Genomic DNA, 22,819 nt, shown 5'->3' on the forward strand with positions numbered 1-22,819 from the left:
TACGTCTACCTCTGGAGGACCCATGCCCGCCGTCTACACCGCCGTCGCCACCGCCACCGGGGAGGGCCGCGCCGGAGGCCGCGCCCAGTCCGACGACGGCCTGCTCGACGTCACCCTCGCCATCCCCGCCGCCATCGGCGGACCGGGCGGCGGGACCAACCCCGAGCAGCTGTTCGCCGCCGGCTGGGCGTCGTGCTTCCACTCCGCCCTGAAGTCCGTCGCCGCCCGCGAGCGCGTCACGCTGCGCGACTCGGCCGTCGTCGCGCAGATCGGCCTGCTGCCCCTGGAGTCCGGCGCCTACACGATCGAGGCGGCGCTCGAGGTGGAGATCGGCGGGCTGGCCCAGGCCGAGGCCGAGCGTCTCGTCGAGCTCGCGCACCAGGTGTGCCCCTACTCCAACGCGACCCGTGGCAACATCGAGGTGCGCCTGACCACGACGACCGACGGGGACGCCGGATGAGCACGACGAGCACGGCCCCGAGCACGCGCGACGGGGTCGCGCGCACCGTCGGCCGGGTGTGGCTCGGGCTGACGCTCGCGTTCGCCGGCACCACGCACCTGACGGTCGCGCGGCAGGAGTTCCAGGCGCAGGTGCCGTCGTGGGTGCCGCTCGACCACGACCTGGTCGTGCTCGCGTCGGGGGTCGTGGAGATCACGCTGGGCCTGGCGCTGACGTTCGCGCCGCGCCGGTGGCGGCCGTGGGTCGGCGCGGCGGCGGCGCTCTTCTTCGTCGCGATCTTCCCCGGCAACGTCGCCCAGTACCTGGAGCAGAAGGACGGGTTCGGGCTGGACACCGACGCCAAGCGTCTGGCCCGCCTGCCGTTCCAGCTGGTGCTGGTGCTGTGGTCGCTGTGGTCGACCGGCGCGTGGCGCGCGTTCCGCGCGCACCGGGCCGCGCTCGCCGCCCGCCCCGGGGACGGGCGATGACCGCTCCGGTCGGGCTCGACCATCCCGCCGCGCCGGTCGTGGGCCGGCCGCGGCGGGACGGCGGGCAGTCGGACACCGCGCGGCGCATCCTGGCCGCCGCGGGCCCCCGGTTCTACCGCGAGGGGATCCGGGCGGTCAGCGCCGACGCGGTGATGGCCGACGCGGGCGTCACCAAGGCGACGTTCTACCGGCACTTCCCGACCAAGGACGACCTCGTGGCGGCGTACCTCGGCACGGTGGCCGCGGCCGAGCGGGCGGCGGTCGAGGACTGGCGGGCGCACCTCGCGCCGGGCCGGGTGCTGGAGGCGTACGCGGAGCACCTGGCCGCGCAGGCGTGCGGCGAGGGGTTCCGGGGCTGCCCGTTCCTCAACGCCGTCGCCGAGTACCCGGACCCGCAGCACGCGGTCCGCCGCGTCGCCGAGGACCACCGGGCGTGGCTGCGCGCCACGGCCGCGGATCTGCTCGCCGCGCTCGGCGTCCGGGCAGCGGCCGACGTCGCGGTCCAGCTGGTCATGCTGCGGGACGGCGCGATGGCCGCCGGGCCCGGCGTGGACCCGGCGACCGTCGGCCGTGCGCTGCGCACCGCCGGTGAGGCGCTCGTGCGGGGGGCACGCGGCTGATCCCCGCAGGCCCGCCCGCGGCTCAGGCTGCGGCGAGCAGCGCGTCGATCTGGCCGACCGCCTCGGCCATCCCCTCGGCCATGCCCATGGCGACGACCTGCTCCATCTGCTCGGCGCTGGCGAAGCGTGACGTGATCGTCATGGTCGTGCCCGAGCCGCCGGCCTCGAGGAGGACGGCCATGCGGGTCACGGGCATCGCCGCGTCGGGCTCGCCGTCGTCGCCGGCGAAGGCGTCGTCGATCTCGATCGCCCGGGGCTCGTCGACGGCCACGAAGCGCCAGTGGCCGCGCGCGACCTCCCCCTCCGGGCCGGTCATGTGGTACTTCGCCGTCCCGCCGGCGCGCAGGTCGTGGGTGTCGAACGTGGCGGGCCACGTCGGCGGGCCCCACCACCGCTCGAGGCGGCGGGCGTCGGCCCACAGCGCCCACGCCCGCGCGGGCGGTGCGGCCAGGTCGGCGACGAGGGTCAGGGTCAGGGCCTGCGGGTCGGGGGTGGTGCTGACGACGCTCATGCTGCTCCTCCGGTGGGTGGGTGCGGGTCGTCGAGATCGGCCAGGACGGCCTCCATGCGGTCGACGCGGCCGCGCCAGAGCTCCTCGAGCTCGGACAGCAGCCGGGTCGCGGTGCGCAGGGCGTCGACGTCCCCGTGGACGACCTGCTCGCGCCCCCGCCGCTGCTTGACGACGAGGTGCGCCCGCTCCAGGACGGCCACGTGCTTCTGGACCGCCGCGAAGCTCATGGCGTAGCGCCGCGCCAGGGACGAGACGGACGCCTCCTGCTGGAGCACGCGCCGCACGATGTCGCGGCGCGTGGCGTCGGCGAGCGCGTGGAAGAGCCGGTCGACGTCGTCGCTGCTCCGCACCTGATCTACAACCATGTGGTTGTACGTTACGCCGGCACCCCGCCTCCGACAACCCCGTGCGAGGCTGGAAGGCGTGAGTGCACCGAGCGTCAGCGCCGCGACCTGCGCGGAGATCGTCCGCACCAACCTCACGACCCGCTGGCCCTACCACCTGGTGCACCTCGCCGACGGGCCCGAGGACGTGCGCACGCCCGCCGAGCTCTACCCCGCGTTCCACACGTCGTTCGACTGGCACTCGTGCGTGCACATGCACTGGCTCGGCGTCGAGGTCCTCGCCTCCGGGCACCAGGACGACGCCCTGCGCGCCCTGCTCGACCGGACCCTCACCCCTGACGCGATCGCCGGCGAGGTGGCGTACCTGCGCGCACACCCCGCGTTCGAGCGGCCCTACGGCTGGGCCTGGGCGGCCCGGCTCGCCGCCGCCTGCCGCACCGCCGCCGACGCGGGCGACCCCGACGCCGCCCGCTGGGCAGACGCCACCGCCCCGCTGGCCGCCACCGTGCTCGACCTCGCCGCCCCGTGGGTCACCCGCGCCGGGATGCCCGTGCGGCACGGCACGCACGCCTCGACGGCGTTCGGGCTCGCGCTGCTCGTCACCGCCGCCGACGACCTCGGCGCCGACGCGCACGCGGCCGCGCTGCGCACGCAGGCCCGGCGGCTCTTCGTCGACGACACCGCCTGGGCGACACGGTGGGAGACCAGCGGCCACGACTTCCTCTCCCCCGGGCTGTGCGAGGCCGACCTCATGGCCCGCACGCTGCCCGCCGACGAGCTGCCTGCCTGGTTCGACGCCTTCCTGCCCGACCCGCTCACCCTCACCACCCCGGCGAGCGTCGTCGACCCCACCGACGGGCACGCCGTGCACCTCGACGGGCTCAACCTCTCCCGCGCGGGCGCGCTGCACCGCCTCGCCCGCGCCCTGGACCGCCCGGCCCTCGCCGAGGCCGCCGACGCCCTCCTCGCGCACGGCCTGCCCGCCCTCGACCGGCCCGACTTCGTGGCCACGCACTGGCTCGCGTCGTTCGCCTGGGACGCCCAGACCAGCCGCTGAGCCACCCGGTCCCGCACCCCGCCCGGACGTCACGAGGACGTCACCCGGACGAGACCTGGCGCCCGCCGCACCGGCACGCGATGATCGAACACGTGTTCGATCCGACCGGACGGTCCGCCGTGCTGCACGCCGACCTCGACGCCTTCTATGCGGCCGTCGAGCAGCGCGACGACCCCCGGCTGCGCGGCCGACCCGTCGCCGTCGGCGGCGGCGTCGTCCTCGCGTGCTCGTACGAGGCCAAGCGGCGCGGCGTCCGCACCGCCATGGGCGGCCGCCAGGCCCGGCGGCTGTGCCCCGACCTCGTCGTCGTGCCCCCGCGGTTCGACGCGTACGTCGAGGCCAGCCGCGCCGTCTTCGCGATCTTCCGCGACCTCACCCCGCAGGTCCAGGGCGTCTCCATCGACGAGGCGTTCCTCGACGTGCGCGGCCTGCACCGCATCGACGCCCCGCCCGTCGAGCTGGCCGCGCGCCTGCGCGCCCGGGTCGCCGACGAGGTCGGCCTGCCCATCACCGTCGGCGTCGCCCGCACCCCCTTCCTCGCCAAGGTCGCCAGCCGTGTCGCCAAGCCCGACGGCCTGCTGCACGTGCCGCCGGACGGCGAGGACGCCTTCCTGCACCCGCTGCCCGTCGAGATGCTCTGGGGCGTCGGCGACGTCACCGCCGCACGCCTGCGCTCCTACGGGCTGACCACCGCCGGCGACGTCGCCGCACTGCCCGAGCACGTGCTCGTCGGCGTCCTCGGGCCCGCCGCGGGCCGGCACCTGCACGCCGTCGTCCACGGCCGCACCCCCGAGCGCGTCGTCACCGACCGTACGCGCACGTCCGTCGGCGCCCAGCGCGCCCTCGGCCCCGGCCCGCACACCCCCGACGACGTGCGCGCCGCGCTGCAAGGGCTCGTCGACCGTGTCTGCCGGCGGCTGCGCGCCGGGCACCGCACCGCCCGCACCGTCGTGCTGCGGCTGCGGTTCGCCGACTACACGCGCGCCACCCGCTCGCACTCCCTGCCGCACGCCACCGCCTCCGGGGCCGACCTCGGCGCCGTCGCGCTGCGGCTGCTCGCCGACGCCGCCCCCCTGGTCGCCGAGCGCGGCCTCACCCTCGTGGGCGTGTCCGTCACGCAGCTCGGGTCCGACGCCGCCGTGCAGCCCACCCTCGCGCTGACCGGTCCCGACCGCGACGGGCTCGACGGCGCCGTCGACGCGGTCGCCGCCCGGTTCGGCAGCGGCACGCTCACGCGCGCGAGCCTGCTGCGCGTCGGCGAGGGCTTCGCCGCCCCCGAAGCACCCGGCTGACGACCCCGACCGACCGCCGAGCCCGGGGGCGAACGGGCTCAGGTGCCCAGGTCGAGGCGCATCAGCCAGCGCTCGCGGTGCCCGCTGTGCGCCCGCGTCGGCGACGCCCGGACGAAGCCCGCCGCCTCGAACAGCTCGACCGTCCCCACGTAGCCGGAGATCGTGTCCACCCTCGTGCCCCCGGCCTCGACCGGGTACCCCTCGACGGCCGGCGCACCGTGCGCGGCGGCGTGCTCGACGGCCCCGGCGAGCAGCACGTGCATGAGCCCGCGGCGCCGGAACGCCGGCCGGACGACGAAGCACACCACGGACCACGCGTCCCGCTCGTCGACGAACGGGATCGTCCGTGACCGCATGAGCCGCCGGTACGTGCTGCGCGGCGCGACCGAGCACCAGCCGGCGGGCTCGTCGTCGACGTACACCAGGACGCCGGGCCCCGGGTCGCTCGCGCACTGCTCCCGCATGTACGCCGGACGCTCGGCGTTCGGCACCGACGAGTTCCGGTACGCCGTGCACCAGCAGCCGCCCGCGTCCGGGCGCTGCGTGCCCACCACGGTCGCGAAGTCCTCGAACCGCCCCGTCGCGGGCCGCACGTCGGTCACCATGCCCTGCACCGTACGCACGGGCCCCGACACGCGCGCGCCCCGCTCCGCAGGACGGCGCCGGAGGGGTCAGGGACGGACGGTTCGGGCGCGGACGGTTCGGGCGCGGACGGTTCAGGGGCGGACGGTTCAGGGGCGGACGAGACCGGTGACCGGGTCGCGCCCCGTCAGGCAGTACGCGGCCCCGGCGGGGTCGCGCAGGACCGTCCACCCGTGCCCGGGGGCGACCCGCGAGGCCCCGAGCGCGACGTGGTGCGCCGCGACCTGCTCCACCGCCGGGCCGCACGCGAGGTCCAGGTGCGCGGTGACGACCTCCCGCGGGTCGTCCTCCCCGAGCTCGTGCAGCATCAGCCGCAGCGGCATCCCCGCCGGTCGCTCGAGGACCGTCATCTCCGGCCGCGAGCCCGTGCGCGCCGGCCAGCGCGTGAACGCCGACCAGAAGTCCAGCTCGCCCGCACGTCCGCCCGCCGGGACGTCGAGGCTCACCTGGTCGACCAGCACCGCACCGTGCCCGACAGGCACCGGCGCCGGACGGGTGCGCTCCCCGCGGTCCGGGACGAGGCAGAGGACGAACCCGCCCGGGGAGCGCAGCACCACGTGGTCGGCGCGCAGCACGACGTCCGCGCCGAGGGCCACGGCCCGGTCCGCCTCGTGCGCGACGTCGTCGACGTGCAGGTCGAGGTGCACGCGCGGCGCGTCCCCCAGCCGCTGCACCGCCAGGTAGGCGTCGCCGTCGGGCGGCAGCAGCGTCGCGAACTGCTCGTCCTCGCCGCGCGACGGCGACACGGTGCCGCCGGTGACGGTCCGCCAGAACTCGGTCGCCGCCGCGTGCACCGGTGCGGGCAGGTCGAGGAACGCGGTCGTCCACACCACAGCCATGCGCGGACCGTACCGCGCGTCTCACCTGGTCAGCGCGCGCCCCTCCTCGTACCGCTCGACCCATCCCGCGACGTCGCCGCGGGCCAGGGCGACGGCGAGCAGGTCGGGGAACACGTCGGGCGTGCACGCGAACGCCGGCACCCCGAGCGCCGCGAGCGCGGCCGCGTTCTCGCGGTCGTAGGCCGGCGCCCCCGAGTCGCTCAGCGCCAGCAGCACCAGCACCTGCACGCCCGAGGCCACCATCTGCGCGACCCGGCGCAGCAGCTCGTCACGGACCCCGCCCTCGTACAGATCGCTGACCAGCACGAACATCGTGTCCGCCGGGCGGGCGACCAACGACTGGCAGTACGCGACCGCGCGGTTGATGTCCGTCCCGCCGCCCAGCTGCGTGGAGAACAGCACGTCGACGGGATCGGTGAGCTGGTCGGTGAGGTCGACGACGCTCGTGTCGAACACCACCAGCGACGTGCGCAACGACCGCATCGACGCCAGGACCGCGCCGAACACCGCCGAGTACACGACCGACTCGCCCATCGACCCGGACTGGTCGACGGCGAGCACCACGTCCCGGGCGACCATGCTCTGCGCCCGCGAGCGCCCCACGAGCCGGTGCGGGACGACCGTGCGGTGCTCGGGCAGCCAGTGCGCCAGGTTGGCGCGGATCGTGGCGTCCCAGTCGATGTCGCGCGGACGCGGGCGGTGCGTGCGGTCCCCGCGCAACGCGCCCGTGACGGCCGACCGGGTCGAGGTCGCGATGCGCCGCTCGATCTCCGCGACGACCTGCGCGACCACGTGCCGCGCGGTGCTTCGCGTCGTCTCCGGCATCGTGCGGTGCAGCTGCAGGAGCGTGGACACCAGCCCGACGTCGGGCTGCACGGCGGCCAGCAGCTCGGGCTCGAGGAGCAGGCGCCGCAGCCCCAGCCGGTCGACGGCGTCACGCTGCATCACCTCGACCACCGTCGACGGGAAGTACGTGCGGATGTCGCCCAGCCACCGCGCGACCCGCGGCGCCGAGCCGCCCAGCCCCGCGCTGCGCTCGCCGCCGCCCGCACCCGCACCCCGCCCGCCGTCGTCGTAGAGCGCGGCGAGCGCCTCGTCCATGGCCCGCTGGGCGTCGCTCAGCGGCACACCGGCCGCGTCGGGGGTGCCGGCCTCGCCGAGCAGCAGCCGCCAGCGCCGCCGCCGGGTGTCCTCGTCGACCGGCCCCGGGCCCGTGCCCCCGTCCGAGCCCGTTCCCCTCCCCGTGCCCGTTCCCCTCCCCGTGCCCGGCTCCAGGCCGTCCGTCTGGTCCTGCGTCGCCTGCACGTGCGTCCCGCCTCCGTCGCCGACCGTCATGACGCCGCCCCCGCCCTCGCTGCCGCCGGGGCCGCCGCCGCGTCCGGGACCGTCCCGCCGAGCAGCCGCGCGACCGTCGCGAGCGGCCCCGCGGCGAGCGTCGCGTCGATGACGACGTCGTCCGCGACGGCCGCCGCACCCCCCGCCGCCGGACGGCGCACCGCGTCGCCCACGGCCCGCCGCTCCCCCACCGGCATGGCCCCGAAGGTGCGGCGCAGCAGCGGCAGCACGTCGGTGAAGTCCTCCTCGCGCAGGTGCGCCACCCACGCGTCGAGCATGCCCAGCAGCGTCCGGTCCCCCGCCAGGAGCAGACCTCCGCCGTCGAGGAAGCCCTCCGCCCAGGCCGCCGTCGTGCGCGCCGGCGTCCCGCGCGAGAGGGCCCGCCCGAACCGTGCCGCGGCGTCCTCGGCGTCCAGCGCCCGCGCGTCGAGCAGCAGCCGGGTCGCCCGGCCGGCGAGCACCCCGGAGACGTCGGTGCGCCCCGAGAGCCGCTCGAGCGTGGCCTGCCACAGGGTCGTGCCGTCGGTGTGGTCGCGCAGCCGCACGGCGTCGTGCGCCGCGTCGAGGTCCTCTCGCAGGGCCCGCGCGGCGTCGTCGTCCAGGCCCGTCACGGCACCGGGCAGCGCGGCGCAGGCGCGCACCACGAGCGCGTCCGCGACCTGCGCGAGCGCGTCGACGCGCGTGCCGCGCACGTCGGAGTACCGGTGCGCGCGCACCAGCGGGGGCAGCGCGCGCAGCAGGTGCGCGACGTCGCCGTCCCGCGCGGCCCGCTCGTCGAGCACGGGCAGCAGGCGGTCGAGGGCGTCGGGCAGGTCCGCGACGAGCGTCGCCTCGACGAGCGCGGTGACCGTCGGCAGACCTGCGACCTGGGCGTCGGCGACGACCCGGGCGCCGGCGGCCTCGGCCACTCCCGTGCCCCACGTGGACGCCTCGACGAGCGCGACCACCAGCTCGGGGGTCCAGCGCAGCACCCACGTTTCCCGGAACGTGCCCGTGCTCCGGGCCGCCGACCGCTCCCGCACCGCCCACGGCACCTGCAGCAGCGCCAGCCGGTGCAGCAGGCGCGAGCGTGCGAGGTCGGTGTCCTTGCGCAGGTCGAGGTCCAGGGTGCGCGGCGCCGCGTCGAACGCGAGCCGCAGCCGCCGCGCGCTCGCGCGCAGGTCGGCCTCGAGCGGCACGGTCGGCACGTCGTCCGGCACGGTGCCCATGCGCTCGCCGACGACGAGCTCGGCGGTCACGTGCGCGACCAGCGCGTCGTCGCCCTCGCAGAGCACGGCGCGGGTGGCCTCGGTGACCTCGGCGAGCCCGGCCGCGGGCCGGCCGCGCACCACCGCGAGCATCTGGGCCAGCCGGGTCGCCTCGATGACGTGCGCCGACGACACGGGCAGGTCGCGGGCGCGCAGCACGGCCGCGACCTGCACGAGCCAACGGGCCACGACGTCGTCCGGGGTGGTGAACAGGTGGTGGTACCAGCCCGGGGAGTCGACGCCAGCGCCGTAGCCGGACGCGGACGCGAGCCGCGACGCCGTCCACGGGGTCCAGGTCAGCGTGACCTTGCGGCGCGGCAGGCCCGTCAGGAGGCGGGCGTCGGGCGCGGCCGGACCGAGCCGGCCGGTGAGCGCGGGCGCGTGCCACGCGCCGCAGACCACGGCGACCCGCTCGTGCCCCTCGCGCAGCGCGGCCCGCACCTGCTGGCGCATGTGCGCCTCGCGGCGGGCCTCGTGCAGCGCGGCGTGCTCCGCCGCACCCGTGAGCGGGCCGTGCGCCGCCGCGTCGTCGGCGGCCTCGCGCAGCGCCTGCATCGCCTCGGTCAGGACGTCGAACGGTGTGGCGCCGTCGGGCCGGTGCTCGACGACGTCCTCCCACCACCGCTCCGGGTCGTCGTACCCGGCGACGCGCGCGAGCGTCGCGACGGGATCGGTGCGCACCGCGTCGAGCTCGGCCCAGGCCGGCGCAGGGGCCTCGTCGGACGCGGGGTCTCCCGTCGGCGCGGGGTCCTCCGCCGGCGCGACGTCCTCCGCCGGCGGGAGATCCTCCGTCGGTGCACGGTCCTCCGTCGGTGCAGCATGCGCCACGGCCAGCGAGACGGCGGCGGGCAGGTCGACGAACCGTGCGGGCACGTCGTGCTCGGCGGCCCACCGCAGCGCCTGCCACTCGGGCGAGAACACGGCGAACGGCCACCACGCGGCGCGCCGGGGCTCGTCGGCGGTCGTCGCGAGGAGGGCCACGGGCGGCTGCATGGCCTCGTGCCCCACGAAGGTCAGCAGCGGGTCCGCGTCGGCCGGGCCCTCGACGAGCACGACGGTCGGCGCCCACGCGTCGAGCTCGGCTGCGACGGCACGCGCGGAGCCGGGCCCGTGGTGCCGCACCCCGAGCACCCGCACGCGCGGCTCGTCCGCCGGGGCGCGGCGGGCCGGGACGGTCGTCATCCGGTGACCTCGCGGCACGCGCCGTAGAAGTCCAGCCACCCGTCGCGCTCGCGCACCACGGACTCGAGGTACTCCACCCACACCGCGGTGTCGGCGACGGGGTCCTTGACGACCGAGCCGAGGATCCCGGCGGCGACGTCCGAAGGGCGCAGGACGCCGTCGCCGAAGTGCGCGGCCAGGGCGATGCCGTGCGCGACGACGGAGATCGCCTCGGCGGTCGACAGCGTCCCCGACGGGGTCTTCAGCGCCTGCCGGCCGTCGACCGTGCGCCCGGAGCGCAGCTCGCGGAACACCGTGACCACGCGGCGGATCTCGTCGGCGGCGGCCGGCACGGGCGGCAGCTCCAGCGCCACCCCGAGCTGCTCGACGCGGCGGGTCACGATCGCGACCTCCTCCTCGTGCGTCGCGGGCAGCGGCAGCACGACCGTGTTGAACCGGCGTCGCAGCGCGGACGACAGCTCGTTGACGCCGCGGTCGCGGTCGTTGGCGGTCGCGATGACGTTGAAGCCCTTGGCGGCCTGCACCTCGGTGCCCAGCTCGGGCACCGGCAGGGACTTCTCCGACAGCACCGTGATGAGCGCGTCCTGCACGTCCGAGGGGATGCGCGTGAGCTCCTCGATCCGCGCGATCGACGCGGTCCGCATCGCAGTCATCACCGGTGACGGCACGAGCGCGCGCTCGCTCGGCCCCTCGGCGAGCAGCCGCGCGTAGTTCCAGCCGTAGCGGATCGCATCCTCCGAGGTGCCCGACGTGCCCTGCACGACGAGGGTCGAGCTGCCCGAGACCGCCGCCGCCAGGTGCTCGCTGACCCACGTCTTGGCCGTGCCGGGCACGCCCAGCAGCAGCAGCGCGCGGTCCGTGGCGAGGGTCGCGACGGCGACCTCGACGACGCGGCGCGGCCCGACGTACTTGGGGGTGACGACCGTGCCGTCGGGCAGCGTGCCGCCGAGCAGGTAGGTGACGACCGCCCAGGGCGACAGCCGCCACGCGGGCGGGCGGGGCCGGTCGTCGGCGGCGTCGAGCGCGGCCAGCTCGTGCGCGAACGCCTGCTCGGCGTGGGGTCGCAGCAGGGTCTCGACGTCGGTCATGCCAGCTCCTCGAGCATCTGTCGGCGGACGAGCAGGGCGTCGGCGACGTCCTGCAGGGTGGCGGTCGTGGTGCGGTCGGTGGTGCGCACCGCGGCGGCTCGCACGCGTGCCTCGGTGGTCGGGTCGGGGCTCAGGGCGACCGCGAGCCGGTCACCGACGCCGGTGTGCCAGAACGACGGCAGCGGCGGCCCGGTGAGCAACCAGTGCAGCGCGGCGTCCACCACGGCGTCGGGCCAGGGCGTGGGCAGCACGTCCCACAGCTCCTCGACGTCCGTGCTGGACATGGCCCGGGCCGAACGCCGCACGTGCAGCCGGGCGACGACCGCCTCGACCTGCCCGGCGAGGGGCAGCACCCGCAGCAGCGCGGGGTCGGCGCCGTGCCGGGCCACGAGCGCGGCGGCCCACCGGGCGTCGCCGGTGCGCACGGCCGCGGCGCGCCAGCCGGCGTGCAGCTCGCGGTCCCGGTCGCCGTCGACCGTCCGGCCGACCAGCTGGGCCGGTGCGGCACCGAGGTGCTCCTCCCACCGGTGCGGCGGGGTCGCGGCGACGAGCGCCTCCAGCAGGGCGGCACGCCGCCCGCCCGTGGTGCCGGGTCCGAGGAGCGGCGAGGCGTCGTCGGGCTCGGGCAGGTCGACGACGAGCACCTGGCGCAGGGCGCGGCGTTCGCTGCGCACCAGGGCCAGCGCACGGTCCTCGCACTGCCGGGCGAACGCCGACCCCGGAAGGTCGACCAGCGCGCGTGCCGCGGCGTGCCGCACGCTCGCGGCGCGGTCCGTCAGCGCCCGCACGAGCAGCTCCTCGTCGTCGGGGCCGGCGCCGCCCTGCACGAGCGCGGCATGCAGGGCGGCGACCTGCGCGGCACGCTCGGGGGCGGGGCGCCGGGCGAACGCGGGGTCGATGATCGCCCCGCGGGCCTCGTCCGGCCCCGGCTCCGCGGCGGCCTGCCGGGCGGTGCGCCGGGCGAGCGCGTCCGACCACCCGGGGTGCGCCGCCGCGAGCCAGCGCCCGCGTGCACCGAGCACAGGCACGACGTCCGCGACCGTACCCTTCGCGGCCGCGACGAGGTCGAGCAGCCCGGGCAGGACCACCGCGGGCGCGACGACACCCCGCTCCGCCGCGGCGGCGAGCCACGCGGTCAGCAGGGCGCGGCCGCGGGTGTCGGTCCGGGCGAGCAGCGCGGTGAGGCGTGCCGTGGCGGCCGGGCCGGCCACGCGGCCGTCCTCGGGCGGAGCCGCGGCGGCGAAGGCTGCGGGCCGGGGCGGCACGGACGCGGCCCGGCGCGCGACGACGCCGACCGCGAGCGCGTCGAGCAGCGCCGCGGCGGGGTCGGCCGCGGGCAGGGAGCGGACCACGTCACCGACGACGCCGGGCATCCCGTCCGTGCTGACGGGGTGCCGGCGCAGCCCGAGCAGCCCGGCGGTGACGAGGTCGTCGCGGGCGCTCACAGGGCCACCAGCCCGGTGCCGTCCCAGGCGGCGAGGGCGTCGAGGCCCGCCGGGCCCCGGTCGCCGACCACCGTGACCGGCCGGCCCCCGCTGACGGCGAGCAGGCGCCACAGCCGGGGTGACGGCACGAGCGGGAGGCTGCCGGCGTCCACGCCCACGACGGACCAGCCGTCCTCGCCGCCGCCGGGTCCGGGCACCGGGACGAGGCCGTCGACGACCACCGGCGCCGCGGTGCACCACGGGTCGGCCGTCAGCGCCTGCGACCAGGCGCGTTCCGCCGTGTCCAGCGGCACGCCCGTCACGGGGCCGAGCGTCTCGGGCTCACCGTGCCGCGCGCCGACGACCGCACGGGTCGGGTCGCCGGGGTGGACGTGCAGGTCGGCGTCGACGGTCGTGCCGACGAGCAGCGGGACCTCCAGCGGCTGGCCGGACGCGGCGAAGGCGACGACGGTGAGGTCGCGGCCGGTGCGCTCGCCGCGCACGTGGACGCGGCGGAACCGCACCCTCCCGTCCGCACCGTCGCGGGTCGCGAGCACCTGCCAGCGGTCCCGCGCGGGCGGTGCCGCGAGCACGTCCTGGGTGCGGGTCGCCTCGCCGACGCGGCGGCGCACGACCGCCGCGAGCCCGGGGTCGAGCGCGTCGAGCCGTCCGTGGGCACGGACGAGCAGGTGCAGCATCGCGAGCTCGTCGAGCAGGCGGGCGGGCCAGCCCTCGCCGCTCGCCGCGACGGCGGGCAGGCGGCGCACGGCCTCGGCCAGGCCGGGTGCCTGCGCATCGACGAGGCGCGCGGCAACCTGCTCGTACGGCCCGTAGCCCCCGCGGTCGGCCCCGGCGACGCCGTGCTCGACCTGGTCGTGCAGCCACCGCTCGAGGTCCGCGACGCCCTCGCCGACACGACGGGCGCGCGCGGCGGCCCGCCGGGCGGCGGCCTGGGGGTCCGACGGGGACTGGGCCGGGGCGGCCGTGGCCCGGTCCGCCCGGTCGGCACGTGCCGCGAGCCAGGCGGCGGCGTGCTCGGCGGGCTCGGCGACGTCGGGCACGTGGCCGGCCGACCAGAGCAGCAGCAGCCCGAGGGCGTGCTTGCACGGGAACTTCCGGCTCGGGCACGAGCACTTGTACGCGGGGGCGGCGAGGTCGACGACCGTCGCGTAGGGCGTCTTGCCCGAGCCCTGGCACAGACCCCACAGCGCGGCCGGGCGGGTGCTCGCCCCGGTGCTCGACCACGGCCCGGGGCTCGCCAGCTTGTGCCCCGCCTTCGCCGACGACGCGTCGGGGGCGAGCGCGACGACCTGCTCGGCCGACCACCTCTGATCCACGAGCCGGGACGGTAGCGTCCGCCACCGACACCCGGCACCCCGTCCGCGTGCTGGTCCGACAGGTTCACCCGCACGTGCCGGGACCAGCGTCCCTGGCCGTCCCGCGCCGCGACGGCCAGGGTGGTCGTCGCGGCGCCGTCGGGCGCGTCCGACGTGAGGTGGTGGCATGGGCCGGGTCGACGCGGTGGTGCGGGCACTCGTCCGGGGACCTCTGCACGTGCTGCTGCCCGGGGTGCACGAGCTCACGTACGTCGGGCCGGTCAGCGGGCGGGTCGTCCGCCTGCCCGTGCAGGCCGTCGCGCACGACGGCGGCCTGGTCGTGCTGGTCGGCGACGCCGACCGCAAGCAGTGGTGGCGCGCCTTCCGCACGCCGCACCCGGTGACGGCCCGACGGGGCAGCACGAACGTCGCCGCCACAGGTGCGGTGCTGTCCGCCGCCGACCCCCGGCGTGCGCCCGCCGCGGCGGCGTACGCGGCGCGCACGCGCGTCCCCGTGCCGGTGGACGCCGTCCTCGTCCTCGTCGCCTGACCGGTCGCCACGCGCGGCCGCGGCCCCGGCGGCGGGGTGCCACGTCCTGCCGCCCCGTCCCGGGGACGACCGCCTCGCCCCCGGGACGGGGACCTCCACCTTGAGGATGACCGGCCCGGGGTCTCGATCTCCGCTCCGCGACGGTGCCGCGGGCACCACCGCGTCCGTAGCGTCGACACCGACACCGGACCGAGGAGGGACCCATGATCGAGGCCCGAGGACTGACCAAGAGGTACGGCAGCACGACCGCCGTCGACGGCATGACGTTCACCGTGCGCCCGGGGGCCGTGACCGGCTTCCTGGGCCCCAACGGCGCCGGCAAGTCCACGACGATGCGCATGATCGTCGGCCTGGACCGGCCCACCGCCGGCTCCGTGGCCGTCAACGGCCGCCCGTACGCCCAGCACCGCGCGCCCCTGCACGAGGTCGGCGCGCTGCTCGACGCGAAGGGCGTGCACACCGGCCGCACGGCGTACGCGCACCTGCGGGCCCTGGCCGCGACGCACGGCATCGCCCGCAGCCGCGTCGACGACGTCATCACCATGACCGGGCTCGACAGCGTCGCCCGTCGCCGCGTCGGCGGGTTCTCCCTCGGCATGGGCCAGCGCCTGGGCATCGCCGCCGCGATGCTCGGCGACCCGCAGACGCTCGTGCTGGACGAGCCCGTCAACGGCCTCGACCCGGAGGGCGTGCTGTGGGTGCGCACGTTCGTGCGCGCGCTCGCCGCCGAGGGCCGCACGGTGCTGCTGTCCTCCCACCTGATGAGCGAGATGGCGCTGACCGCCGACCACGTCATCGTCGTGGGCCGCGGCCGCGTGATCGCCGACGCCCCCGTCAGCGAGCTCGTCGCGCAGGCCAAGGGCGGTGGACTCGTGCGCGTGCGGACCCCGCAGACCGGCACCTTCGAGGAGGCCCTGCGGCGCGCGGGTGCGCAGGTCACCCAGGTCGAGCACGACCTGCTCGAGGTGGTCGGCGTGACCGCCGCGCAGATCGGCGAGCAGGCCGCCGCGCAGGGCGTCGTCCTGCACGAGCTGGCACCGGTGCGCGGCTCCCTGGAGGACGCGTACCTGGCGCTGACGGCCGACGAGGTCGAGTACCGCACCAGCCCCGCGCCCGCCCCCGCGGGCGCCGTCACGTCCGACGGGAGCGTCCGATGACCACGTCCACCCTCACCTCCCCCGCCCGCGTGCGCGCCGGCGCCCCCGCCCGCCCGGGCGTCACGCCGCTGCGCGTGCTGACCTCGGAGTGGATCAAGTTCCGCACCCTCCGCTCGACCGCGTGGACGCTGGCGGGTGCGGTGCTCGCGATGACCGCGATCGCCGTGATGCTGGCCCTGGTGTCGACGTCGGTCCCCGAGGCCGCCGAGACCAGCGGGATGAGCAACCTCGTGGTCCTGACGGGCGGGGTCCAGGTCGCCCAGCTCGCCCTCGTCGTGCTCGGCGTGCTCGTGATCACCGGTGAGTACTCGACCGGGATGGTGCGCTCCACGTTCGCCGCGGTGCCGTCCCGCCTGCCCGTGCTCGGAGCCAAGGCGGTGGTCACCGCGATCGCCGCGGCGGTCGTCACGGTCCTGGGCCTCGCGCTCGCGTGGGTCGCGACGCTGCCGTTCGACGGCGTCGCACCGCTGGACCTCGGCGACGCCGGGACGGTCCGGGTGCTCGGCGGCACCGTGCTCTACCTCGCCACGCTCACGCTCCTGGCGCTGACGGTCGGCGCGCTCGTGCGGCACTCGGCGGGTGCCATCGCCATCGTGATGGGGCTGCTGCTCGTCGTCGAGCCCGTGCTGTACATCGTCCCGAACCGCATCACCGCGACCATCGGGGCGTTCCTGCCGTCGACGGCCGGCTCGCGGATCATGACGGACCCCGACATGCTCGAGGCGACGCGGGGCATGAACGACGCACCGTTCCTCACCGCCTGGCAGGGGTACGGCGTCCTCCTCGCGTGGGTCGTCGTGCTGGGCACGCTCGCCGCGGTCCTGCTCCGACGCCGCGACGCGTGACCCGACGCGCGACCGTGGCAGGGTGACCTCGTGACCCCCGACCCGCCGACGCCCGGCGACGACGCCCGTCCCACGGGGGCGGGCGTCGCGCCGGGTGCGTTCACCGAGCTCCAGGCGCGGCGGCTCGGTCCGCTGCGCCGGTTCCTCGTGCGGCACCCGCGGGTCATGGACGCCGTCGTCGTGGTCGTGTTCCTCGTCCTCGCGCTGCTGTCGGTGCTGACGACCACGGGCATGGTCCTGGACTCGGGCCTGCTCGCCGACGACGACCGCGCGGTCGGCCTGCTCCTCGCGTGCGGCGTCGGCACGAGCGTCCTGGCGGCCGCGGCGCTGGTGTGGCGCCGGGCCGCACCGGTCGTCGTGACGGCCGCGCTCGCGGTCCTGGCCGTGGCCTCGCTGCTGGTCTCGGGCACCCTCGGGGCGCTCGACCTGGCGCTCGCGTGCGGCCTGTACGCGGTCGCGGCGTCCCGCCCGCCGCGCACGGCGTGGCTGACGTTCGGCGGCACGATGCTCGTGGTCGCGGGTGCCGGGTGGGTGTGGGAGCGCACGGACCTGACGAACCCCGACATCACGGTGATCACGCCCGAGGACCCGGGCGGTGTCGCGCCCGTGCTGTCGACGACGCCCTGGCAGTCGCACGTGCTGAGCACGACAGGGCTGCTCGTGGTGCTGCTCGTCGCGCTGTCGATCGGCACGAGCGTGCGCAACCGCCGCCTGCACGTCGCCGACCTCGTCGAGCGCACCAACGCCCTGGCCCGCGACCGCGACCAGCAGGCGCGCCTGGCGCGTGCCGCGGAGCGCACCCGGATCGCGCGCGAGATGCACGACGTCGTCGCGCACTCCATCACCGTGATGGTCGCGCTGTCCGACGGCGCGAGCGCGGCCCTGACCCGCTCCCCCGACGCCGCGCGCACCGCCCTCGACGAGCTGTCGAGCACCGGCCGCGGGGCCCTGGCGGACATGCGCCGCGTGCTCGGGGTGCTGGACGGCCACGACGCACCGCTGGAGCCGCAGCCCGGCCAGGACGACCTGGGCGGCGTCGTCGAGCGGTTCCGCGCGGCGGGGCTGCCCGTGCACGCCCGCGGGCTCGGCACGCCGCTGCCGGAGGAGACGACGTTCCGGCTGGCCGTGCACCGCATCGTCGCCGAGGCCCTGACCAACGCCCTGCGACACGCCCCGGGCACCACGCGCGTCCTGGTCGACCTGCGCCGCACCGACCGGGCCGTGGAGGTCGAGGTCGTCGACGAGGGCACGTCCCTGCCCGTCGCCGACGCCGGCGGCGCGGGGCGCGGCCTGATCGGCATGCGCGAGCGCGCCGCGGTGTACGGCGGCACCGTCGACGCCGGCCCCACCGTGCGCGGCGGCTGGCGCGTGCACGTCACCCTGCCCTGCGACGCACCGACGCACCCCGACGACCGGCCGACGGCCGGCACCGACCCGGGCCCCGCGCCCGACCCCGAGGAGATCCCTGCATGATCCGCGTCCTGCTGGTCGACGACCAGGCCCTGCTGCGCATGGGCTTCCGGCTCGTGCTCGAGGCGGAGGACGACCTGCAGGTCGTCGGCGAGGCCGGTGACGGGCGTGCCGCGCTCGACCAGGTCGCGGCCCTCGCGCCCGACGTCGTGCTGATGGACGTGCGCATGCCCGGCACGAACGGCATCGAGGCGACGCAGCGGGTCGTGGACGCGCACCCGGGCACGCGCGTGCTCATCCTCACCACGTTCGACCTCGACGAGTACGCGTTCGCGGCGCTGCGCGCCGGGGCGAGCGGGTTCCTGCTCAAGGACGCGCACCCCTCGGACCTGGTGGCGGCCATCCGCTCCGTCGCGTCGGGCGACGCCGTGGTCTCCCCGCGCGTGACCCGCCGGATGCTGGAGATGTTCTCCGACCGGCTGCCCGCCGGCGCCCCCGAGCCCGACGGCCTCGACCCGCGGCTGCGCGCCCTGACCCCGCGCGAGCTCGAGGTGCTCGGGCACGTCGCCGAGGGCCTGTCGAACGCGGAGATCGCCCAGCGCCTGTTCCTGTCGGAGGCGACGGTGAAGACCCACGTGGGCGCGATCCTCGCCAAGTGCGCGGTCCGCGACCGCGTCCAGGCCGTCGTCCTCGCCTACGAGACGGGCCTCGCCGGCCGCACCCGCTGAGACCGCGCACCCGCGCCGTCAGGACGCGGCGTCGCCGACCGGTCGGACGCCCGCCGGGCCGCGGCGCGAGGCGACGAGCAGCACGCCGAGCGCCGCCGCCGCGAGCGCCAGCGCGACGAGGACCACGAGCCGGCCGTCCGCTGCGGGCGGGTCGAGGAGGTCGGGGGTGGCGAGCACCGGGGACAGCTGGTCGGCCGCGGACCGTGCAGCGACGATCCCGGCCCCTCCGACGGCGAGGAGCAGCGAGGCGGCTGCGAGCGCCCACGCGGCACCGACCGCGGCACCGGGCACCGGGCGCGTCCCCCGGGCGCCTGCACCGACGACGACGCCGACCACCCCGAGCCCGAGGAACGCCGCTCCGAGGGCCGCCAGCGTCAGCTCCCGCAGGATGTCGTTGTCCGCACCGGGCAGCTCGACCAGCGTCCAGCCCACGGCACCGACCGCCCACGCGACCGACAGGGTCGCCACCCCGGCGACGACGGCGACGGCCACGACACCCATGACTGCTGTCCTCGTCCTCATCCGGCACATCCTGCCGCCCGCCGGCCGCGGCCCGCGCTCGGCGCCCAGGACGGCGGTCGACGTGCTGCCCCGGCACAGCGCCGGAGGGGAGACACGCCGGTGCCGATGAGTCGTGCCCCCGGCGCGGGTCGAGCAGGGTGGACGTTGCACACCGAGGACGGGAGCCGGAGATGACGGGGACGACGCAGCGGAGCCTGGACGTGCCGGGGGCGGTGCTCGCGTACGACGTGCGGGGACCGCTGCCCCCGACGGGCGGGGAGCCGCCGCTGCTGATGGTGGGTCAGCCGATGGACGCGACCGGGTTCGCCACCCTCGCCGGGCTGCTCCCGGAGCGGACGGTCGTGACGTACGACCCGCGGGGTCTGGGGCGCAGCACCCGCACGGACGGGTCGTCGACGCACGACCCCGTGCAGCAGGCCGAGGACCTGCACGCGCTCGTAGGGGCGCTCGGCGGGGGGCCCGTCGACGTCTTCGGCAGCAGCGGCGGGGCGGTGACGTCGCTGGCGCTGGTGGCCGCGCACCCGCACGACGTGCGCACGCTCGTCGCGCACGAGCCGCCGGCGCTGCCCCTGCTGCCCGACGCCGCGGAGGCGGAGGTGGTGTGGCAGCGGGTGCAGGCCGCGTACCAGGAGAAGGGCTGGGGTGCGGGCATGGCGGCGTTCGTCGCCATGACGTCCGTGCCCGGACCGTTCACCGCGGACAGCCTCGCCGAGCTGCCGGACCCGGCGGCGTTCGGCATGCCCGCCGAGGACGACGGCGCGCGCGACGACCCGCTGCTGTCGGGCGCGTCCACGCCCGTGACGGGCTACCGGCCGGACGTGGACGCGCTCCGCACCGCGCCGACCCGGGTCGTGGTGGCGGCGGGCATCGAGAGCAAGGACCTCATGACGTGGCGGACGAGCGCCGCGCTGGCCGACGCCCTCGGGGTCGAGCTGGCGGTGTTCCCCAGCCACCACGGCGGGTTCATGGGCCCCGAGTACGGCATGCCCGGTGCGCCGGAGGCCTTCGCCGGCCGCCTGCGCGAGGTGCTGGCGGCCGGCTGACGCACGGGGTGGGGCCCGGCGCGACCGGGCCCCACCACCGGTCAGCGGGTGCTGAGGACCTCCCGCACGAACCGCTCGGAGCGCTCGCGCAGCCCCGCGACGCGGCGGGCGACGAGCGCGTCGCGCACCTGCTCGGCGTCGGAGCCGGCCTCGGTGCGGGTCGGCGGGCGCCGCACGTTCGCCGAGCACAGGAAGTGCGTGCAGATCAGCGTGCCGATGGTGTTGCCGCGGCGCCCCGACGCCCCGCCGCGACGGGCCACGTAGAGGGTGACGTCGTCGGTGACGACGACGTCCTCGCACCACGCGCAGACGGTGCGGCGGCGGGCGAGGGTGCCGGCGCGGTCACCGGCGCGCAGCAGCACACCGGTCGGGGCGCCGTCGACCTCGAGGACGACGTACGCGGACAGGGGCGCCTTGCGGTCGCGCCAGCCGAGCAGGTCGAGACGGTCCCAGTCCTGGGCGTCGAGGTCGGGGAGGGTGGCCTGGGTGGCCTCGCGGCGGGACGCGTTGACGAAGCAGGCGCGGATGTCGCGCTCGGTCAGGGGGTTCATGGCGGGTCTGCGCTTCCGGTGGGTCGGCAGGCCGCCGCCGGGCGCACGGGAGCGTGCGCGGCTGCGCGGTGCGTCAGCGGGCCGGGGCGGCCGGGAGGGCGGGTGCCCGCGCCGGGGCCCGGCGACCGGTCGTCGGATGCCGCCCGCACGGTGGCGGGCGTGGGTCAGGACGAGGTCAGCGGGGCGCGACGCGGTCGCGCGGCGTGCCTGAGCAGGCCTGTGCGGCCGCCTCGCAGCCTGCGGTCGGGTTCCGCACCACTCGCTCCTCGTCCTGGGCCTCGACCGGCACCGTGAGGTGCCGGTCGAGGCGATGCTACGTCAGCCGCGGCGCTCGCCGCCCGCGGCGGGGGCGCCGCTCGAGCGGCCGGCCCGGCGCGGGCCCTGGCGGCGGCTCGGCGCGCTGGGGGTGCTCTCCGAGGTCCACGCGAGCGCGGGTGCCCCGGACCGGCGCGCTCCGGCGCCCTGGGTGCGTGCCCCGGCGCCCTGACCGCGCGTCGCGGACCCGTCGCGGCGCGTGCCGGCCGACCCGGCGGAGGCACCACCGCGCCCACGGCCGCCGCCCGAGCCCGCGCCGTGCGCCGCGGACGCGTCGCTGCGCGGGGCGCCGCCGCCCTGCCCGCCGCCGGAGCCGCCCCGGCGTCGGCGCGACGGCTGCGAGCCGCCGGCGGAGGTCGACCTGCCGCCGCCCGACCGGGCCGGGGCCGCCGCGGGTGCGACCGCCGTGGGCGCCACGGGCTCGGCGAGGGTGCCGACGAGCGCCTCGAGCGCGGGCGAGCCGAGGCGCACCGGCTGCGGCGTGACCTTGATGCCGGCCTGGCGCGTGAGGTCCCGCACGTCGCCCATCTGCTCGGGCAGGACGAGCGTGACGACGTCGCCGCCCGAGCCGGCACGCGCGGTGCGGCCCGAACGGTGCAGGTACGCCTTGTGCTCGGCCGGCGGGTCGACGTGGACGACCAGCTCGACGTCGTCGACGTGGATGCCGCGCGCCGCGATGTCCGTGGCCACGAGCACCCGCACGCCGCCGTTGGAGAACGCGTCGAGGTTGCGCTCGCGCGCACCCTGGCTGAGGTTGCCGTGCAGGTCGACGGCGGGCACGCCCGCGCTGGTGAGCTGCTTGGCGAGCTTCTTCGCGGCGTGCTTGGTGCGCATGAACAGCACGCGCCGGCCGGTGCCGGAAGCGAGGTGCTGCACGACGTCACGCTTGACGGTCGCGTCGGCGACGGTCAGCACGTGGTGCGTCATCGCCGAGACGGGCGACTGCGCGGTGTCCACGGAGTGCCGCAGCGGGTTGCGCAGGAACGCGGTGACGAGCTTGTCGACGCCGTTGTCCAGCGTGGCGGAGAACAGCATGCGCTGCCCGCCGGCGGGGGTGGCCGCCATGATGCGCTTGACGCCCGGGAGGAACCCGAGGTCGGCCATGTGGTCGGCCTCGTCGAGGACGGTGATCTGCACGTCCGCGAGCGAGATGACCTTCTGCTTCATGAGGTCCTCGAGCCGGCCGGGGCAGGCCACGACGATGTCGATGCCGCCCTTGAGCGCGGACTCCTGCGGGCGCTGCGAGACGCCGCCGAAGATGGTGGTGACGTGCAGCCCGGCGGCCTTGGCCAGCGGTTCGAGCGTCGCGGCGATCTGGGTGGCGAGCTCGCGCGTCGGGGCGAGCACGAGGCCGCGCGGGCGGCTCGGCACGCGCTTCGGCAGGTGGGTCCCGGGCACCAGGCCCGCGAGACGGGCGACGAGCGGGAGGCTGAACGCGAGGGTCTTGCCGGAGCCGGTGCGGCCGCGGCCGAGGACGTCACGGCCGCCGAGGGTGTCGGCCAGCGTCGCGGCCTGGATGGGGAACGCCTCGGTCTTGCCCTGCGCGGTGAGGGCACGGACGAGGACCTCGGGCACGCCGAGGGAGGAGAAGCTGGTCACAGGGTGGTCGCCTTTCGGGGCGTCGTGGGGGCGCCCACCAGGCAGCCATCGCACCCGGGACGCGGGCCCGCGCAGATCCAGAAGTCGCGCAGAGCCACCCCTAGTCTGCCTCATCGCCCGCCCGACGGCGCTGTCACGCTGCTCACAGGCGTCGAGCGGGCTGCGTGGCGTCGCCCGCGCAGCAGCCCGCTGACCGTCGGGGACCTGCGCCACCTGGCCGGCGGCGCCGGCGAGCGCGCCCGTCTCCCTCGACAGGAGCATGTGCGGGGCGCACG

23 protein-coding genes are annotated in these 22,819 nt (G+C 77.2%); 11 read left to right on the forward strand and 12 right to left on the reverse strand.

Features of this window, described 5'->3' with window-relative positions; all coding sequences use genetic code 11:
* Nucleotides 1-22 precede the first annotated feature (22 nt).
* Genes FBY24_RS00490 through FBY24_RS00500 form a run of 3 tightly spaced genes read left to right on the forward strand, consistent with a single transcriptional unit; the run spans nt 23 to nt 1,547 of the window.
* Nucleotides 23-460, forward strand: coding sequence for an organic hydroperoxide resistance protein (locus tag FBY24_RS00490; RefSeq protein ID WP_142157133.1), 438 nt, complete (start codon nt 23-25; stop codon nt 458-460).
* A complete protein-coding gene (locus FBY24_RS00495; protein ID WP_142157135.1) occupies nt 457-927 on the forward strand; it encodes a hypothetical protein in 471 nt (156 codons plus the stop codon). Before FBY24_RS00490 ends, FBY24_RS00495 begins: the two co-directional genes overlap by 4 nt.
* Nucleotides 924-1,547 carry a TetR/AcrR family transcriptional regulator gene (locus FBY24_RS00500; protein ID WP_142157137.1) on the forward strand — a complete coding sequence of 208 codons (624 nt, stop codon included), beginning with the start codon at nt 924-926 and terminating at the stop codon, nt 1,545-1,547. The genes FBY24_RS00495 and FBY24_RS00500 overlap by 4 nt, the downstream gene beginning before the upstream one ends.
* A 22-nt stretch (nt 1,548-1,569) precedes the next feature.
* On the opposite strand, the gene FBY24_RS00505 is transcribed toward FBY24_RS00500, so the two are convergent.
* Both FBY24_RS00505 and FBY24_RS00510 read right to left on the reverse strand, forming a co-directional pair.
* Nucleotides 1,570-2,058 (reverse strand): SRPBCC domain-containing protein, encoded by a 489-nt coding sequence (locus tag FBY24_RS00505; protein ID WP_142157139.1) that lies wholly within the window; start codon nt 2,056-2,058, stop codon nt 1,570-1,572.
* On the reverse strand, nt 2,055-2,423 hold the full coding sequence (locus FBY24_RS00510; RefSeq protein WP_142157141.1) for a metalloregulator ArsR/SmtB family transcription factor: 369 nt from the start codon (nt 2,421-2,423) through the stop codon (nt 2,055-2,057). Before FBY24_RS00510 ends, FBY24_RS00505 begins: the two co-directional genes overlap by 4 nt.
* A gap of 58 nt (nt 2,424-2,481) precedes the next feature.
* On the opposite strand from FBY24_RS00510, the gene FBY24_RS00515 reads away from it, so the two are divergent.
* On the forward strand, nt 2,482-3,459 hold the full coding sequence (locus tag FBY24_RS00515) for a DUF2891 family protein (RefSeq protein WP_160158394.1): 978 nt from the start codon (nt 2,482-2,484) through the stop codon (nt 3,457-3,459).
* Nucleotides 3,460-3,539: 80 nt separating this feature from the next.
* Nucleotides 3,540-4,751 carry a DNA polymerase IV gene (gene dinB, locus FBY24_RS00520; RefSeq protein WP_142157145.1) on the forward strand — a complete coding sequence of 404 codons (1,212 nt, stop codon included), beginning with the start codon at nt 3,540-3,542 and terminating at the stop codon, nt 4,749-4,751.
* Between the two features lie 38 nt (nt 4,752-4,789).
* Here the strand turns inward: dinB and FBY24_RS00525 are convergent, their stop codons facing one another.
* The 7 genes from FBY24_RS00525 to FBY24_RS00560 form a co-directional block, all read right to left on the reverse strand.
* Nucleotides 4,790-5,356 carry a GNAT family N-acetyltransferase gene (locus FBY24_RS00525; protein ID WP_142157147.1) on the reverse strand — a complete coding sequence of 189 codons (567 nt, stop codon included), beginning with the start codon at nt 5,354-5,356 and terminating at the stop codon, nt 4,790-4,792.
* Between the two features lie 126 nt (nt 5,357-5,482).
* Nucleotides 5,483-6,232: a VOC family protein gene (locus FBY24_RS00530; RefSeq protein WP_142157149.1), complete on the reverse strand. Its 750-nt coding sequence runs from the start codon at nt 6,230-6,232 to the stop codon at nt 5,483-5,485.
* 21 nt (nt 6,233-6,253) lie between these two features.
* Nucleotides 6,254-7,537: a VWA domain-containing protein gene (locus FBY24_RS00535; protein ID WP_255432133.1), complete on the reverse strand. Its 1,284-nt coding sequence runs from the start codon at nt 7,535-7,537 to the stop codon at nt 6,254-6,256.
* 26 nt (nt 7,538-7,563) lie between these two features.
* Nucleotides 7,564-9,996 (reverse strand): DUF5682 family protein, encoded by a 2,433-nt coding sequence (locus FBY24_RS00540; protein WP_142157154.1) that lies wholly within the window; start codon nt 9,994-9,996, stop codon nt 7,564-7,566.
* On the reverse strand, nt 9,993-11,084 hold the full coding sequence (locus FBY24_RS00545) for an AAA family ATPase (RefSeq protein ID WP_142157156.1): 1,092 nt from the start codon (nt 11,082-11,084) through the stop codon (nt 9,993-9,995). The genes FBY24_RS00540 and FBY24_RS00545 overlap by 4 nt, the downstream gene beginning before the upstream one ends.
* Nucleotides 11,081-12,529: a DUF5691 domain-containing protein gene (locus FBY24_RS00550; protein WP_160158395.1), complete on the reverse strand. Its 1,449-nt coding sequence runs from the start codon at nt 12,527-12,529 to the stop codon at nt 11,081-11,083. The genes FBY24_RS00545 and FBY24_RS00550 overlap by 4 nt, the downstream gene beginning before the upstream one ends.
* Nucleotides 12,526-13,845: an SWIM zinc finger family protein gene (locus tag FBY24_RS00560; protein WP_255432134.1), complete on the reverse strand. Its 1,320-nt coding sequence runs from the start codon at nt 13,843-13,845 to the stop codon at nt 12,526-12,528. The genes FBY24_RS00550 and FBY24_RS00560 overlap by 4 nt, the downstream gene beginning before the upstream one ends.
* Before the next feature lie 166 nt (nt 13,846-14,011).
* Between FBY24_RS00560 and FBY24_RS00565 the strand changes: the two genes are divergently transcribed.
* The 5 genes from FBY24_RS00565 (at nt 14,012) to FBY24_RS00585 (ending at nt 18,514) form a co-directional block, all read left to right on the forward strand.
* The gene (locus FBY24_RS00565; protein WP_142157164.1) at nt 14,012-14,374 is read left to right on the forward strand and encodes a hypothetical protein; all 363 of its coding nucleotides are present in this window, start codon (nt 14,012-14,014) and stop codon (nt 14,372-14,374) included.
* 203 nt (nt 14,375-14,577) lie between these two features.
* A complete protein-coding gene (locus tag FBY24_RS00570) occupies nt 14,578-15,531 on the forward strand; it encodes an ABC transporter ATP-binding protein (RefSeq protein ID WP_142157166.1) in 954 nt (317 codons plus the stop codon).
* Nucleotides 15,528-16,376, forward strand: a complete 849-nt coding sequence (locus FBY24_RS00575; protein WP_142157168.1) for an ABC transporter permease subunit — start codon at nt 15,528-15,530, stop codon at nt 16,374-16,376. Before FBY24_RS00570 ends, FBY24_RS00575 begins: the two co-directional genes overlap by 4 nt.
* A 30-nt stretch (nt 16,377-16,406) precedes the next feature.
* A complete protein-coding gene (locus tag FBY24_RS00580) occupies nt 16,407-17,849 on the forward strand; it encodes a sensor histidine kinase (RefSeq protein WP_142157170.1) in 1,443 nt (480 codons plus the stop codon).
* Nucleotides 17,846-18,514: a response regulator transcription factor gene (locus FBY24_RS00585; RefSeq protein ID WP_140460296.1), complete on the forward strand. Its 669-nt coding sequence runs from the start codon at nt 17,846-17,848 to the stop codon at nt 18,512-18,514. Before FBY24_RS00580 ends, FBY24_RS00585 begins: the two co-directional genes overlap by 4 nt.
* Nucleotides 18,515-18,532: 18 nt before the next feature.
* On the opposite strand, the gene FBY24_RS00590 is transcribed toward FBY24_RS00585, so the two are convergent.
* Entirely contained in the window at nt 18,533-19,036 is a 504-nt protein-coding gene (locus FBY24_RS00590; protein ID WP_142157172.1) for a hypothetical protein, read from the reverse strand.
* A gap of 170 nt (nt 19,037-19,206) precedes the next feature.
* On the opposite strand from FBY24_RS00590, the gene FBY24_RS00595 reads away from it, so the two are divergent.
* Entirely contained in the window at nt 19,207-20,079 is an 873-nt protein-coding gene (locus FBY24_RS00595) for an alpha/beta fold hydrolase (RefSeq protein WP_142157174.1), read from the forward strand.
* Between the two features lie 41 nt (nt 20,080-20,120).
* On the opposite strand, the gene FBY24_RS00600 is transcribed toward FBY24_RS00595, so the two are convergent.
* Together FBY24_RS00600 and FBY24_RS00605 are read right to left on the reverse strand one after the other, a co-directional pair.
* Nucleotides 20,121-20,630 carry an FBP domain-containing protein gene (locus tag FBY24_RS00600; RefSeq protein ID WP_142157176.1) on the reverse strand — a complete coding sequence of 170 codons (510 nt, stop codon included), beginning with the start codon at nt 20,628-20,630 and terminating at the stop codon, nt 20,121-20,123.
* Nucleotides 20,631-20,948: 318 nt separating this feature from the next.
* The gene (locus FBY24_RS00605; RefSeq protein ID WP_174243453.1) at nt 20,949-22,544 is read right to left on the reverse strand and encodes a DEAD/DEAH box helicase; all 1,596 of its coding nucleotides are present in this window, start codon (nt 22,542-22,544) and stop codon (nt 20,949-20,951) included.
* Nucleotides 22,545-22,819: the final 275 nt, after the last annotated feature.

The sequence above is a fragment of the Cellulomonas sp. SLBN-39 genome (assembly GCF_006715865.1).
Classification (GTDB): domain Bacteria; phylum Actinomycetota; class Actinomycetes; order Actinomycetales; family Cellulomonadaceae; genus Cellulomonas.

Coding starts and splice junctions, on each gene's coding strand:
- FBY24_RS00490 (WP_142157133.1), top strand. CDS start 23: ATGCCCGCCGTCTACACCGCCGTCGCCACCGCCACCGGGGAGGGCCGC.
- FBY24_RS00495 (WP_142157135.1), top strand. CDS start 457: ATGAGCACGACGAGCACGGCCCCGAGCACGCGCGACGGGGTCGCGCGC.
- FBY24_RS00500 (WP_142157137.1), top strand. CDS start 924: ATGACCGCTCCGGTCGGGCTCGACCATCCCGCCGCGCCGGTCGTGGGC.
- FBY24_RS00505 (WP_142157139.1), bottom strand. CDS start 2,058: ATGAGCGTCGTCAGCACCACCCCCGACCCGCAGGCCCTGACCCTGACC.
- FBY24_RS00510 (WP_142157141.1), bottom strand. CDS start 2,423: ATGGTTGTAGATCAGGTGCGGAGCAGCGACGACGTCGACCGGCTCTTC.
- dinB (WP_142157145.1), top strand. CDS start 3,540: ATGATCGAACACGTGTTCGATCCGACCGGACGGTCCGCCGTGCTGCAC.
- FBY24_RS00525 (WP_142157147.1), bottom strand. CDS start 5,356: ATGGTGACCGACGTGCGGCCCGCGACGGGGCGGTTCGAGGACTTCGCG.
- FBY24_RS00530 (WP_142157149.1), bottom strand. CDS start 6,232: ATGGCTGTGGTGTGGACGACCGCGTTCCTCGACCTGCCCGCACCGGTG.
- FBY24_RS00540 (WP_142157154.1), bottom strand. CDS start 9,996: ATGACGACCGTCCCGGCCCGCCGCGCCCCGGCGGACGAGCCGCGCGTG.
- FBY24_RS00545 (WP_142157156.1), bottom strand. CDS start 11,084: ATGACCGACGTCGAGACCCTGCTGCGACCCCACGCCGAGCAGGCGTTC.
- FBY24_RS00565 (WP_142157164.1), top strand. CDS start 14,012: ATGGGCCGGGTCGACGCGGTGGTGCGGGCACTCGTCCGGGGACCTCTG.
- FBY24_RS00570 (WP_142157166.1), top strand. CDS start 14,578: ATGATCGAGGCCCGAGGACTGACCAAGAGGTACGGCAGCACGACCGCC.
- FBY24_RS00575 (WP_142157168.1), top strand. CDS start 15,528: ATGACCACGTCCACCCTCACCTCCCCCGCCCGCGTGCGCGCCGGCGCC.
- FBY24_RS00585 (WP_140460296.1), top strand. CDS start 17,846: ATGATCCGCGTCCTGCTGGTCGACGACCAGGCCCTGCTGCGCATGGGC.
- FBY24_RS00590 (WP_142157172.1), bottom strand. CDS start 19,036: ATGAGGACGAGGACAGCAGTCATGGGTGTCGTGGCCGTCGCCGTCGTC.
- FBY24_RS00595 (WP_142157174.1), top strand. CDS start 19,207: ATGACGGGGACGACGCAGCGGAGCCTGGACGTGCCGGGGGCGGTGCTC.
- FBY24_RS00600 (WP_142157176.1), bottom strand. CDS start 20,630: ATGAACCCCCTGACCGAGCGCGACATCCGCGCCTGCTTCGTCAACGCG.